Annotated in this window: 16 protein-coding genes; 10 read left to right on the plus strand and 6 right to left on the minus strand. The window is 31.8% G+C overall.

Annotated features, from left to right (window positions below; translation table 11 throughout):
• The first annotated feature begins 52 nt into the window (after nt 1-52).
• From GKZ86_RS11080 to GKZ86_RS11115, 8 genes are all read left to right on the plus strand, one after another.
• The gene (locus tag GKZ86_RS11080) at nt 53-595 is read left to right on the plus strand and encodes a hypothetical protein (protein ID WP_154783174.1); all 543 of its coding nucleotides are present in this window, start codon (nt 53-55) and stop codon (nt 593-595) included.
• A 184-nt stretch (nt 596-779) separates the two neighbouring features.
• The gene (locus GKZ86_RS11085; RefSeq protein WP_154783175.1) at nt 780-1,238 is read left to right on the plus strand and encodes a Fur family transcriptional regulator; all 459 of its coding nucleotides are present in this window, start codon (nt 780-782) and stop codon (nt 1,236-1,238) included.
• A gap of 96 nt (nt 1,239-1,334) precedes the next feature.
• Nucleotides 1,335-2,606, plus strand: a complete 1,272-nt coding sequence (locus GKZ86_RS11090; RefSeq protein ID WP_154783176.1) for an adenylosuccinate synthase — start codon at nt 1,335-1,337, stop codon at nt 2,604-2,606.
• 54 nt (nt 2,607-2,660) lie between these two features.
• Nucleotides 2,661-3,245 (plus strand): NUDIX domain-containing protein, encoded by a 585-nt coding sequence (locus tag GKZ86_RS11095; RefSeq protein WP_154783177.1) that lies wholly within the window; start codon nt 2,661-2,663, stop codon nt 3,243-3,245.
• A 58-nt stretch (nt 3,246-3,303) separates the two neighbouring features.
• On the plus strand, nt 3,304-4,251 hold the full coding sequence (locus GKZ86_RS11100) for an alpha/beta hydrolase (RefSeq protein ID WP_154783178.1): 948 nt from the start codon (nt 3,304-3,306) through the stop codon (nt 4,249-4,251).
• 26 nt (nt 4,252-4,277) lie between these two features.
• Entirely contained in the window at nt 4,278-4,853 is a 576-nt protein-coding gene (locus GKZ86_RS11105; protein WP_154783179.1) for a hypothetical protein, read from the plus strand.
• An 87-nt stretch (nt 4,854-4,940) separates the two neighbouring features.
• The gene (locus tag GKZ86_RS11110; protein ID WP_154783180.1) at nt 4,941-5,822 is read left to right on the plus strand and encodes a L,D-transpeptidase; all 882 of its coding nucleotides are present in this window, start codon (nt 4,941-4,943) and stop codon (nt 5,820-5,822) included.
• A gap of 124 nt (nt 5,823-5,946) precedes the next feature.
• Nucleotides 5,947-6,450, plus strand: coding sequence for a hypothetical protein (locus tag GKZ86_RS11115; protein WP_154783181.1), 504 nt, complete (start codon nt 5,947-5,949; stop codon nt 6,448-6,450).
• Between the two features lie 61 nt (nt 6,451-6,511).
• Here GKZ86_RS11115 and GKZ86_RS11120 read toward each other — a convergent pair whose 3' ends face one another.
• The 5 genes from GKZ86_RS11120 to GKZ86_RS11140 form a co-directional block, all read right to left on the minus strand.
• Nucleotides 6,512-6,892, minus strand: a complete 381-nt coding sequence (locus GKZ86_RS11120; RefSeq protein ID WP_154783182.1) for a hypothetical protein — start codon at nt 6,890-6,892, stop codon at nt 6,512-6,514.
• A gap of 3 nt (nt 6,893-6,895) precedes the next feature.
• Nucleotides 6,896-8,368 (minus strand): IMP dehydrogenase, encoded by a 1,473-nt coding sequence (guaB, locus tag GKZ86_RS11125; protein ID WP_154783183.1) that lies wholly within the window; start codon nt 8,366-8,368, stop codon nt 6,896-6,898.
• Nucleotides 8,369-8,600: 232 nt separating this feature from the next.
• Nucleotides 8,601-9,998: a DUF5723 family protein gene (locus GKZ86_RS11130; protein WP_154783184.1), complete on the minus strand. Its 1,398-nt coding sequence runs from the start codon at nt 9,996-9,998 to the stop codon at nt 8,601-8,603.
• Nucleotides 9,995-10,555, minus strand: a complete 561-nt coding sequence (locus GKZ86_RS11135; protein ID WP_154783185.1) for a hypothetical protein — start codon at nt 10,553-10,555, stop codon at nt 9,995-9,997. The genes GKZ86_RS11130 and GKZ86_RS11135 overlap by 4 nt, the downstream gene beginning before the upstream one ends.
• 82 nt (nt 10,556-10,637) lie before the next feature.
• A complete protein-coding gene (locus GKZ86_RS11140; protein ID WP_154783186.1) occupies nt 10,638-11,504 on the minus strand; it encodes a hydroxymethylglutaryl-CoA lyase in 867 nt (288 codons plus the stop codon).
• 184 nt (nt 11,505-11,688) lie between these two features.
• Here GKZ86_RS11140 and GKZ86_RS11145 point away from each other — a divergent pair, with 184 nt between their 5' ends.
• Nucleotides 11,689-12,303, plus strand: coding sequence for a hypothetical protein (locus GKZ86_RS11145; protein ID WP_154783187.1), 615 nt, complete (start codon nt 11,689-11,691; stop codon nt 12,301-12,303).
• On the plus strand, nt 12,300-13,013 hold the full coding sequence (locus GKZ86_RS11150) for a DUF3307 domain-containing protein (protein ID WP_154783188.1): 714 nt from the start codon (nt 12,300-12,302) through the stop codon (nt 13,011-13,013). The genes GKZ86_RS11145 and GKZ86_RS11150 overlap by 4 nt, the downstream gene beginning before the upstream one ends.
• Here GKZ86_RS11150 and GKZ86_RS11155 read toward each other — a convergent pair.
• Nucleotides 12,999-14,033, minus strand: coding sequence for a quinone-dependent dihydroorotate dehydrogenase (locus GKZ86_RS11155; protein ID WP_154783189.1), 1,035 nt, complete (start codon nt 14,031-14,033; stop codon nt 12,999-13,001). The genes GKZ86_RS11150 and GKZ86_RS11155 overlap by 15 nt on opposite strands.
• Nucleotides 14,034-14,308 lie beyond the last annotated feature (275 nt).

Genomic DNA, 14,308 nt, shown 5'->3' on the forward strand with positions numbered 1-14,308 from the left:
AAGTCTAAAAGTCGAAAGGATTTACATCAATTCAAAATATAAATAATTTTTCATGAAAACAGATTCTATAGAAATTCCTAAAATTAATTTTGATGAAAACGGAGAACTTTTGATTGTTGCTTCGGAATCTTCTTCAAAAGATGATTTTGATTTTTTTCAGGGAAAATCTGTTATTCGGAACAAAAAATTAAAACAAAGATTTGCAAATTCTGACGAATGGATTGAATTTCCGTCGACTCAGGAAATGTATAAGATTTTGAACGGAATTGGAAATATCGATAATTTCCTGGCTACTTTTGATGGAGAACCTTTTGAAGGAATGACAGTTCGCCTTTTTAATCCGAAAACAAAATTGTGGAGTATTTATTGGGCTGATTCAAATACCGGAATTTTAGACAAACCCGTAATTGGTTCTTTTGAAAATAATGTTGGCCATTTTTTCTCTAAAGATATTTACGAAGGAAAAAATGTAATTCAGGTTTTTCGCTGGGATGCGAGAGATCAAAATAATCCTGTCTGGAGTCAGGCAATGTCTGATGATAAAGGAAAAACCTGGGAATGGAACTGGTACATGTACATGACAAAAACGAAATAAAAATTTGTTAGTTTTATCATAAATAAAAATAATTATGTTAATTAAGTTCTTGTGAACTTATTGAAAATTATAGATGCAAAACCTTGTATTTGGTGCATTATTACTAATCAAAATCAAATTTGAACGTTAAAGTTTAAACCCGAAACTTTTATTCATTAAAAATAAAAAATTATCTTTGCCGGATATGACACTCATTTCAACTGACAACACTAAGAATCAAGAAATTGTAAAAAATGTTTTTACAATGTATCTTGAGCAAAAAGGGCATCGCAAAACTCCTGAGCGTTATGCTATACTTCAGGAAATTTACGATAGCGAAGAGCATTTTGACATAGAAAATCTTTATATCAAAATGAAAAACAAAAACTATCGTGTGAGTAGAGCAACTTTATACAACACGATCGAGTTATTGTTAGACTGCGCATTGGTTAGAAAACATCAATTTGGACAAAATCAGGCTTACTACGAAAAATCATATTTTGATAAACAGCACGATCATATTATCATGACTGATTCTGGTGAAGTAATCGAATTTTGCGACCCGAGAATTCAAACCATCAAGAAAACAATCGAAGAAATATTTGATATCGAAATTACGAATCATTCACTTTATTTCTACGGGAACAAAAAACAAAAAATATAATCCGGAAAGGAATTATTATTTAGAAAATAAAAAAAAGAAAATTAACTACATAATCAGTAGGGTGACTTAAATTGCCCTAACGCAAATTAAAACAGAATGACCGTAGATTTATTACTAGGATTACAATGGGGAGATGAAGGTAAAGGAAAAATTGTTGACGTTCTTACCTCAAATTATGATATTATTGCACGTTTTCAGGGAGGACCAAATGCAGGACATACTTTAGAATTTGACGGAATTAAACATGTTTTAAGAACCATTCCTTCTGGAATTTTTCATAAAAATTCAATAAATATCATCGGAAATGGAGTTGTAATAGATCCTGTAGTTTTTCAAAAAGAAATTGAAGGTTTAGAGAAATTTAACCTTGACATCAAAAGTAAACTGATCATTTCAAGAAAAGCACATTTAATTTTACCAACGCACCGTTTATTAGATGCAGCATCTGAAGCATCAAAAGGAAAAGCAAAAATTGGTTCTACGCTTAAAGGAATTGGTCCAACTTATATGGACAAAACCGGTAGAAACGGATTGCGTGTTGGAGATGTTGAATTAGAAGACTTTAAAGAACGTTACAGAGCTTTAGCGGACAAACATGAGGCAATGATTGCTTTTTATGATGTTGCTATTCAATATAATTTAGCTGAACTTGAAAAAGAGTTTTTTGAAGCTATCGAAGAATTAAAAAAATTAGATTTTATTGACAGTGAAGAATATATGTACCAGGCTCAAAAAGCTGGTAAATCTATTTTATGTGAAGGAGCTCAGGGTTCTTTATTAGATGTTGATTTTGGAACTTATCCTTTTGTAACTTCATCTAACACTACTGCTGCCGGTGCTTGTACTGGTTTAGGAATTGCTCCAAACAAAATCAAAGAAGTTTACGGAATTTTCAAGGCGTATGTTACACGTGTTGGTAGCGGACCTTTCCCTACAGAACTTTTTGACGAAGATGGTGCTACAATGGCAAGAGTTGGTAACGAATTTGGATCTGTTACAGGAAGACAAAGACGTTGTGGATGGTTAGACCTTGTTGCTTTAAAATATGCTATTCAGGTTAATGGTGTTACACAATTAATGATGATGAAAGGTGATGTACTTTCTGGATTTGAAACTTTAAAAGTTTGTACAGAATACAATTATAAAGGACAAAACATTTCTCACTTTCCTTATAACATCGAACCAGAAAATGTAACTCCTGTTTATAAAGAGTTTAAAGGATGGAAAGCTGACTTAACAGGTTTAACTACTTATGACCAATTGCCAATTGAGCTAAAAGAATATATCGAGTTTATTGAGAAAGAAGTTGAAGTGCCAATCAAAATCGTTTCGGTTGGACCAGACAGAAAACAAACAATAACAAAATAATAGTTACTAAACGCTCTGATAACCAGAGCGTTTTTTTATACAAAACTATTCGCCATGAGAAAAAATCCAGAAATTGAAATTATCGAAACCAAATTATTATCAGACAATTGGTATATTTTAAACAAGGTTACATTTAATTATCAAAAAGAAAACGGAGCGCCCGAAAAGCATATTCGTGAGGTTTACGATCGCGGAAACGGTGCCGGTATTTTATTATATAATGCTGCTAAAAAAACAGTTATACTAACAAGGCAATTTCGTTTGCCCACTTATCTTAACGGAAATAAAACCGGAATGATGATCGAGGTTTGTGCGGGATTATTAGATAAGGACAATGCTGAACAAGCTATAATTCGTGAAACAGAAGAAGAAACAGGTTACCGCTTAAAAAAAGTTGAGAAAGTTATCGAAACTTACATGTCTCCGGGATCTGTAACCGAGATTTTGTATTTGTTTGTTGGTGAATATGATGAGACTATGAAAGTGAGCGATGGCGGCGGATTAGATGCTGAACAAGAAAACATCGAAGTTCTCGAATATACTTTTGATGAAGCCTACGCAAAAATTGAATCTGGAGAAATTACAGATGCCAAAACAATTATGTTATTACAACATGCTAAAATAAAAGGATTGATTTAAGTTTTTTGATTTAGAATATGCTATTTTTAAATAACAAAAATTCAGACAAATATTCTTAATGAAATTACATAAATACGCAACAAAAACTCTTAAAATACTATTCGTTATTTTTATAATAATGAATAGTATTGCTTTTTTTCATGCCTACAAATTCACGCATTTTAACGATAGTAAAGCGGAAAAAACCAAAAGTCCTGAAAAATTATCTTCGCTTGACAAAGCCAAAATTGTATTTTTTGGAGTTAATAATCCCAAACCAAAAAACGTAAAATTTCCTTCTCAAAAATATCTAACTTTAAAGCTAAAAAGTAATAAAGAAATTGAATGTTGGTTCATTAAAACTCCAAATTCTAAAGGAACCGTTATATTATTTCATGGTTATGGCGGCGAAAAATCATTAATGATCGAAAAATCAGATGAATTTATAAAATTAGGTTTTAGCACAATGCTTGTCGATTTTATGGGAAGCGGAAATTCTGAAGGAAACCAAACGACAATTGGTTATAAAGAAGCCGAGGAAGTAAAAACAACATTTGATTATATGAAGCAACAAGGAGAAAAAAATATTTACTTATTTGGCACTTCTATGGGAGCTGTTGCGATCATGAAATGTATTAATGACGACAATATAAAACCAAAAGGAATAATAATTGAATGTCCGTTTGGTTCAATGTATGAGACCGTTTTAGCAAGATTTAAAAGAGTAAATGCACCAACTTTTCCAATGGCAAGTATGTTGCTATTTTGGGGAGGAATCGAAAACGGATTTTGGGGATTTAGCCATAATCCAACAGTATATGCAAAAAGTATAAACTCCCCTACTTTATTGTTATATGGAGAAAAAGACAAAAGCGTAAGCCGAAAAGAAATTGATGAAATTTACAACAACTTAAAAGGTTCTAAAAAACTGAATGTTTATAAAAATACTGGACACGAAAACTATTTGATAAAAAATAAAACTGAATGGGTTAAAAATATTTCTGATTTTACCGCTACTATAAAATAAACCGATTCATTTAAATATTAAAATTAATGTTTGACCCTTCTCAAAATAAAATTAATATCTGGCAAGAATTTGCAAAAGAAACTAATAGTGCTTTTAAAGTAGGCTATTCCTGGATATCTGATTCTACCGAAATTAACTATAAAGACTGGAAAATTATATTTGATAATTATACTGTCTGGTCCGGAAAATATAGTAAAGAAATGACAAGAGTTATTGTACCAATTACTTTAAAAGATAATTTTAGGTTTGAAATATTTAATGAAGGTTTTGTTCGAAACATTGAAAAATTATTTGGAGCACAAGATGTAGAAATTGGTTACCCTGATTTTGACAAAGCTTTTATAATAAAAAGTAATAATGAATTAAAAATCAAAACATTATTACGAAACAAAGAAATAAGAAACCTGATTTTGTCACAAAAAGAAGTCAACATACAAATATCAAATCAAAAAGGAATATGGGAAGAAAAACTTCCTGACAATGAATATGAATTATCGTATTTCATAGATGGGGAAATTCATAATATGCAAACTTTGAAATCATTATTAGAAATGTTTAAATTGATTTTAGACGAATTGTACCAAATGAATTCGATCAATTAAAATGAAAATCAAACAAACAATTCAAAAAATTGTGTAAGTGATGTAAGTGATGTATAAAATAACTTTACAGTAATAAAAAACCAATTTATGAAAAAGTTATATTATACATCAAATATCCTTCTTTTGCTTGTTTTAGTTTTATTAGTTTCTTGCAAAAAAAGTGAAACCGTAAAAGAAAATCCGGAAGCAAAACCTCATAAAACTGTAGAATATAAAAAACCAGCTTCAATTGGTTTTCATTTTGAGAAAACAAAACAATGGCTCGAAACCAATAAAAGTGATTCGACCAAACTAGATATCGTTTATGCTATAAACAGAACTGATAAAGCGAATTTTGCTAAAAAGGATTCTGTTGTAATTCCTACCGATTTTAATGGTGATTTAGCTTCTTACCTTCCATTTCCTTTTCATGTTTCGAATTTGAAAGACGTTTCAAAAGTTTTGATTTTCTCTTATCAAACGCAAACTTTTGCGGCTTATGAATATGGAGAATTAGTTTATACAGGTCCAACAAATATGGGAAGAAAAAAAGATCAGACTCCAACAGGATTATTTTTTACCAATTGGAAAGCTGAAAAAACAACCAGTACTTTTAATGATGAATGGGATTTAAAATGGAATTTCAACATTGAGAATAAACTTGGAGTAGGTTTTCACGAATATGAATTACCCGGATATCCTGCATCGCATTCTTGTTTACGTCTACTAGAAAAAGATGCTAAATACCTGTACAAATGGGCAGATGAATGGATTTTGAAAGATAAAGAAAACGTAAAAGTAAAAGGAACTCCGGTTATTGTTTTTGGAAGTTATGATTTTGACGGACCAAAACCTTGGTATGCATTAGTTTCTGATCCAAAAGCATTAGATATTTCTGAATCGGAAATTGAAACTCAGACAGAACCTTTTATTCAAAAAATACTGGAAAATCAAAAAGTTAGAGAAGGTAATACTACAGATACACCTTAAAATAAGATATTTATATTTTAAAAAAATCAGCCTGAAACAATTTAAAGTTTGGCTGATTTTTTTATTTAAGTTATTTTAATTTGCTACTTTCGTTTCATAAATATAACCCTTGAACTTAAATAAAATGCCGAAAAAATTAATCTTACTGTTTTTATTATCAAGCTTTTTTGCAACTGCACAAACTAAAAGCAATTCAAAATTAGAAACTTATACCAGCCGAAAAGAACTTTATAATATAAAATACAATCCGGAGCATTGGATTAAAAATGCGGAATCTGAAAATTGGGATGCTGAATTTCATGATAAATACAGCTTGGTAAGTGCTTATTTTATTGAATACGATTATTATATATCTGATAAAAAACTTAAAAGCACTATTGAAGAGGAATATAAAGAGTTTGGAAAAATCAAAAATCTAAAAATTTACAAGAAAAAAGTAAGCAATATCGAAGTGAATTACTTTGAATGTGAGTTAGATTACAACGATTATCTATATAAATATCAAGGTTTTTTCTATAACGGAAAAGGCGGTTCTATACAAATGCAATTCGGAGCTCAGGCCGAAGCGATAGAACAAAACCAAAACCTTATTGATGAGTTGAATAACGGAATTTCGGTTATTAATTAAAAATAAAAAAGGCATAAGAAACTAAAATCTTATGCCTTTTTTAATATATTATAATTACAATTTAAGCAATCAATATCTCTACTTCTTCTAATTCAATTGGTGTTTGTTCTCGAATTTTAAACAAATCCAATAAAAAAGAACTTATTGCCGGCATTGAATTATATACAACCATATCTTCAAAATTATGTACTGAAACTCTATATTTTGACGAATTAGTTATCTGAAAACTGAAAAACTTCACTGCTTTTTTTCCGCTTTTGTAATCTCTTGCTTTTAATTGTTTTTCTGTCAAAAGAATAGCTTCGTTTGTTTTCAAATCAAGAATTTCAACAAAAAAGTCAGGATTTGTTTTAACATCGAAACCTCCTAAAACAAAAATTTCATAAAAGCCATAATACATTTCAACTTCAAGAATCTCTTTTAACTTAAATTGTAAAATCATCGATTATCTTGAATAATTTGGAGCTTCTTTTGTAATTGTTACGTTATGTGGATGACTCTCTGTAATTCCGCTTGACGTGATTCTAACAAAACGTCCAGTTTCTTGTAAAGTTGGAATATCTTTTGAACCACAATATCCCATTCCGGCACGAAGACCTCCAATAAACTGAAGCATACTTTCGTTTAATTCTCCTTTGTAAGGAACACGACCAACAATTCCTTCCGGAACTAATTTTTTAACGTCGTCTTCAACATCTTGGAAATAACGGTCTTTAGAACCCGTTTGCATAGCTTCAACAGAACCCATTCCGCGGTATGATTTGAATTTTCTTCCTTCAAAAATAATAGTTTCTCCCGGAGATTCTTTTGTTCCTGCTAATAATGAACCTAACATTACACAGTCAGCACCTGCAGCGATCGCTTTAGGAATATCACCTGTATAACGAATTCCACCATCTGCAATTACCGGAACTCCAGTTCCTTTAATAGCCGCAGCTACTTCAAGAACAGCTGAGAATTGAGGAAAACCAACACCGGCAACAATACGGGTTGTACAGATAGAACCAGGTCCGATTCCAACTTTTACACCATCAGCGCCATTCTCTACTAAATATTTAGCAGCTTCCGGAGTAGCAATGTTTCCAACAATTACGTCAATTTGCGGGAATTTTGATTTTACTTCTTTTAATGTATTTACCACACCTTCTGTATGTCCGTGGGCTGTATCAATAATAATGGCGTCTACACCGGCAGCAACTAATGCTTCTGCTCTTTGTACTGCATCACCGGTAACTCCGATTGCTGCAGCAACTCTTAAACGTCCAAAAATATCTTTGTTTGCAATTGGTTTTTGAGTTAATTTGGTAATATCTCTAAAAGTAATTAAACCAACTAATTCATTTTGAGCATTTACAACCGGTAATTTTTCAATTTTATGTCCTTGTAAAACTACTTCTGCTTGTTCTAATGAAGTTCCTTCTGCAACAGTAACCAAGTTTTGACTTGTCATTACTTCTACAATTGGTCTGGCTCCATTTTTTTCGAAACGTAAATCACGATTTGTAACGATTCCTTTTAAGATTTTGTTTTCGTCAACAATTGGAATTCCGCCAATTCCGAATTCTTTCATGGCATTTTTTGCATCTGCAATTGTTGAAGTCATTGGCAATGTAACCGGATCGATAATCATTCCTGCCTCAGCGCGTTTTACTTTTCTAACCTTCGCCGCTTGTTGCTCAATGGTCATATTTTTATGCAAAACACCAATTCCGCCTTCTTGCGCCATAGCAATTGCCATTGCACTTTCGGTAACGGTATCCATAGCAGCTGATACTATTGGAACGTTTAGTGTTATGTTTCGTGAAAATTTTGATTTGATACTCACTTCGCGAGGAAGCACATTCGAGTAGTTAGGTACTAATAATACATCGTCGTAAGTTAAACCTTCGCCGATAATCTTGGAGTTGTGTGCTATCATGGTGCAATTTGTAGTTGAATTGCGTGCAAATATAGTGAATAAATTGGAAACTTGAATACTAACTTTTTCTTAAAATTATTACCGTAAGAAAGAGACTATATTTTATAGCTTCCAATATTTAAATTCCAATTTTTGTATCATCAAATATTTTATTTAGAAGGCTTGTTCTCGACTTCGCTAGAACTGACAGTTACTTTAAATGCTCTTATATCACTTATATGGTTTAAAAAAATCAATCTGATTCAGGAAAAATATAATTTAAACCGAATTGAAACGCTATACTATTGGCTTTAGAAACATCTTTATATTCTAAAACATTATCGACGAGAGCATAAATATTAAACTTGCCTATGTTTCCCGAAAGTCCCAAACCAATATTTTTATTAGAAAAAGCATCAAAAGTATAAGTCGCCTTCAAGCCTAATTTTTCAAAAATACTTCGTTGGTAAAATGCCGTTATTGCTGCAAAAGGTTTTTTCGGCATGCTCATTATAAACAACTGACCTCCAACTGAATTCGCATATTTCCTAGTAGTTTTTACTCTGCAATTGCATTCTTCATTTGATCTTGATTCTCCAAATGAATATTGAATTGACGAATAGAATTTTACAGGTCTCCAGGTGGTATATTTATTGTAAAGTGTATCTCTTGGAATCGCTTTTTCGAATTCATCCAAAACATTTCCAGGCGCATTTATATCATCAAAATCCGGATTTACTCCTTCATAATTATAAGTGCCTTTATACGTTAATGTTTCAATATCTTTCGATTGCCTGATAAAACCCAGATCTATGATACTTGCCGTAAATTGAAGATTTTCTTTAAAATTATATGTTATTCCGGCATCAAAACCTAAACCTAAACTTCCGTTAAAAAAAGTGTTGTGAACGATATCTTCTGCCTCGCTTCCTTTATATTCATCTTTTGTAAAAGTGGCAATCCCCGAACTTTTAATTTCTAAATTTGATGCGATTACCTGAGTGTAAAAATTTGGTGTCCCGTCACTTTGACCTGTATAAATAAATCCTGAATTTTTTGTAGATGTTGCGTTGGCACCACTAGAATAAATTTTGACGCGGCCGCCTAAAACCAACTTTTCATTTAATTTTTTATGAAATCCGACATGAAATACAGAAAGTACTTCGGCTCTCAGATTAAAATCAGATAAATCAAAGGTTTTACCTATATGATCCCTATTTCCATCTAATGCTAATATGGCTAAATCTTTTGGTACATACATCAAAAAATCAAATTCCTGATAGAGTCCAAATGAAATATAAGACTGACTTTTTTCACCGCCAATTCTAAATCCTCCGGAAAATAATTCGAGTTGTTGATTAATATGGGTTTTATCATTTGCAGATGATTTGTTTATAATGTTTCTGACTTTATCATTAAAATCAACTCCATTATTGGCAAATAAATCATACGCAGTAAAACTACTGGAACCCAGATTGGCTGAAATTCCGGATAATAACGGAATCCCAAAATAGTATTTATACGAAACATCGGCACCCGGATTTACAAGTAACGATTGCGGAATCGGGGTAAAATTATACAGGATTTCTTTATTTTGAGCAAAACAAGAAAGCTGAAAAGCGACTAGTATTATCAGGTATATCTTTCTCATTCTGCTTCGATTTCCATGTAAGCAGTTGCACTCGAACGTAATTTCAAATTACCTGAACTACCAGAATTTAATGGCGGCCCGGCTCCTATTCTTACCGTAAAACCAATTTTAACTGTTTGTTTTAAAAGTACCAATCTTTGATTTTCGAAAACTTCTGTTGGGTATTTTATAATATTTGAACCTCCTGAATAGGCCGGAATGTCAAAAGTCAAAGTTTCAAGAACTTGATCATTTTGGTTCAGAAATAAAACATCGAGACTAAAAGATCTGTTTATTGTATTTTCTAATTCGAAATCACATTCTGCTTTAACAAGATTGTCTTTGAAAAATTTTTCTTTAAAAGCTTTAAAAGGTTGGATATCAGAAGCTATTTGTTGTGCACTTCCGTTATCAGTAAATTGATTTGCAGGAACATCAAAATAAGCCAGATTAGCTACAAAAACTGGGGTTAATACCAGATCATTAACCTGATCAAAATCTAAATCACTTGAGCATGAGCAAAATAAAAATGCTGCGCCTATAACTTTTGAAATTCTGTTGATTAAGTATAATTTCATAACAAAGTAGCTTACTAATAATAAGCTACAACGTTGATTTATTGCTACTTATTATAAAGTGAGTAGTAAATATACTACTTTTTTAATGAAATTTACCAAACAATTTTGAAGCTTCATTATAAGCGCTTTCAAAACTTAAAGAATTTAATCCTGTTACTTTTTTATTAGAAGTAAAATAAGAAATAAGTTTTTCGGTAGGCATGTTTCCGGTCAATTTATCTGTTGCCATCGGGCAGCCTCCAAAACCCTGAATAGCACCGTCAAATCTTGTGCAGCCGGCTTTGTGAGCAGCGTCAATTTTTTCGAACCAACTATTGGGAGTTGTATGCAAATGTGCTCCGAATTCTATTTGAGGATATTTCGGAATTAAATTAGAAAAAAGATATGTAATTACTTCAGGTGTAGAACTTCCTACTGTATCAGAAAGTGACAGGATTTTTACGCCCATTTTAGACAATTTTTCTGTCCATTCACCAACAATTTCAACATCCCACGGATCTCCGTACGGATTTCCAAAACCCATTGAAAGATAGGTTACGACTTCTTTATTTTTTTTATCAGCAATTTCGAGAATTTCTTCAAGGGTAACCAAAGATTCAGCAATGGTTTTGTGCGTATTACGCATCTGGAAATTCTCTGATATCGAAAAAGGAAATCCTAAATATCGAATAGCTTCATGTTCAGAGGCTAACTGTGCACCTTGTGTATTCGCAATTATTGCCAGCAATTTACTTGTGGTTTGCGATAGATCAAGCTGTGCCAAAACTTCGGCTGTATCCTGCATTTGCGGAATCGCTTTTGGAGATACAAAACTTCCAAAATCAATCGTATCAAAACCTACTCTAAGCAAAGCCTGTATGTATGAAACCTTGTTTTTTGTGGGAATAAAAGTTTTGATACCTTGCATAGCATCACGTGGACATTCGATAATTTTGATTTCTTTATTCAAAGTTTATTCTTTTGTGAATGCTAAGTTAGTTTCTTTTTTAAAGAAATAAAAGTTATAATTTTCTTTAAATTTACTATTACATAATATTGTAATATATCCATAAATTACCTAAAAACGTAATAATAAAAAATATTCTATATATTTGTAATACAAAAGTTTATTTATTTTTAATTATATTTGAATTATGACAAGTGTAATCACAGGCGATATTATCGGTTCAAGACAACAAGAGTCTAAACACTGGGTAGAAGATTTGAAAAAAATCTTAAAGCCGTTTGGAAAAACGCCAGGTCAATGGGAAGTTTACAGAGGAGATGAATTTCAGGTCGAAATCAAAAATCCGGAAGATGCTTTACTTGCCGCAATTTTAATAAAAGCGCATTTAAGAAGCATAAAATCAGACGCCAGAATGAGTATTGGTTTTGGTGATAAAACGCATAATGCAGAAAGAATATCAGAAAGTAATGGTTCTGCATTTATAAATTCAGGAGAACTTTTTGAAACTTTGAAGAAACAAAAAGTGACTTTAGCTCTTAGAACCGGACATGTTAGTTTTGATGAAAAAATGAATTTGATGCTTCGTCTGGCTTTAACTTTTATGGACAGCTGGCTCGTACAATCGGCAGAATCTGTTGCCATTGCTATAGAAAACCCAACTTTATCACAAGAAGAGCTTGGGCAAAAATTGGGCATTAATCAAGCTGCGGTTAGCCGACGACAAAAACGCGCTCAGTTTGATTTAGTAATGAATTTAGATCGTTATTTTAGAACACAAATAAAACAACTTACAACGCGATGATTTTATTTATAAAACTACTTTTAGCACATTTATTAGGCGATTTTATCTGGCAGCCCAACTCATGGGTTATTGATAAGGAAGCTAAAAAACATAAAAGTATTTATTTATATTTTCATATTCTTTTGCATGGTGTTCTAGCTGCAATTTTGATTGGAGAACTTCAGTTTATACCTTATGCCGTTTTAATTGCTGTTACGCATGGCATTATCGATTTAATCAAATTAAATTTTCAAAAAGACAAGACAAAACGAACCTGGTTTATTCTGGATCAAATTGCACATATTTTAATTTTAATTGGCATTGTGCTGCTTTATCAAAACAAAGCGATCGACTTACTTTGGTTCGATAATCAATTCTGGATTTTGATCACGGGATTTTTATTCATCACAAAACCTACTTCAATTTTTATTAAAACAATTATCTCGATCTGGAGTCCTGAAAGTCAGGATGATCGCACTAATTCGCTTGCCAGTGCAGGAAACTACATTGGCATATTAGAACGTTTATTTGTGTTTTGTTTTATTTTAACAGGACACTTTGAAGCGATTGGCTTTTTATTGGCTGCTAAATCTATTTTTAGGTTTGGAGATTTAAAAGAAGCCAAAGACAGAAAACTTACCGAATATGTTTTAATTGGTACTTTAATCAGTTTTGGCGTTGCTATCGTTATCGGACTTGTTGTTCAGACGCTGCTTTTACAATTGCTTTAAAACCTTTTTGTTAATTGCTTTTATCAAAGCCGGACCTTCGTAAATAAAGCCTGTATATAATTGTACCAGACTTGCGCCTGCGTTTAGTTTTTCGATCGCATCATCTGCAGAATGAATTCCTCCTACTCCAATAATCGGAAATGCTTTATTGCTTTTTTCAGAAAGAAAACGAATTACTTCTGTAGAACGTTTTGTTAATGGTTTTCCTGATAATCCGCCCATTTCTGATTGATTTTGAGATTGTAATCCGTCTCTTGAAATCGTTGTATTTGTAGCAATTACACCCGCAATTTGAGTTGTTTTTACAATATCAATAATATCCAATAATTGTTCGTCTGTAAGATCCGGAGCAATTTTTAAAAGAATTGGTTTTACCTTCTGGTTGCTTGTTTTTTGCTTCTCAACATTTCTGTCCTGCAATGTTTGCAACAAAGCTGTCAATGGTTCTTTATCTTGTAATGCTCTTAAATTTGGTGTATTTGGCGAACTTACATTCACAACAAAATAATCTACATGATCAAATAAGGCATCAAAACAAATAATATAATCATCTACCGCATTTTCGTTTGGCGTAACTTTATTTTTTCCAATATTTCCGCCAATTAAAACGCCTGAATTCTTTTTTAAACGTTCTACAGCTTCAAGAACTCCACCATTATTAAAACCCATTCGGTTAATAATTGCCTGATCTTCTTTCAATCTGAATAAACGTTTTTTTGGATTTCCTTCCTGACCAACCGGCGTTACGGTTCCAATTTCAATAAAACCAAAACCAAAATCAGAAAGCTCTTTGTATAACTTGGCATCTTTATCAAATCCTGCTGCAAGACCAACCGGGTTTTTAAATTTAATTCCGAAAACCTCACGTTCTAAACGTGTATCTTTTACTTCATAAATCGCTCTTATAATTGATGAAACTCCAGGTATTTTTGAAATGAATTTTACAAATGAAAAAGTAAAGTAATGCACTTCTTCTGGATCAAACCAAAAAAGTATCGGACGAATTATCAATTTATACATAAAGGTTGTGTTGTGTGTTTTTGGGTGCAAATTTAAATATTATAGTTTAAAATAGGCTCTTTTTACAAAAAACAGTTTTTTGTGAAATTTAACGATTGGTAAATTCGAATAAAAGGCAATTAAAAATTCCTACAAAAACAAACAAGGATTAGCAAAATTTCTGTAACTTCGCTTTTAAATACCTTATTATACAAATAGTTACACAAATACAACTTGTTTTCTTACAACCCTTATTCAGAATATTATATCATTCAAAATAAAACAAATACCCTTTT

Source organism: Flavobacterium sp. LC2016-13, from assembly GCF_009707955.1.
Lineage (GTDB): Bacteria > Bacteroidota > Bacteroidia > Flavobacteriales > Flavobacteriaceae > Flavobacterium.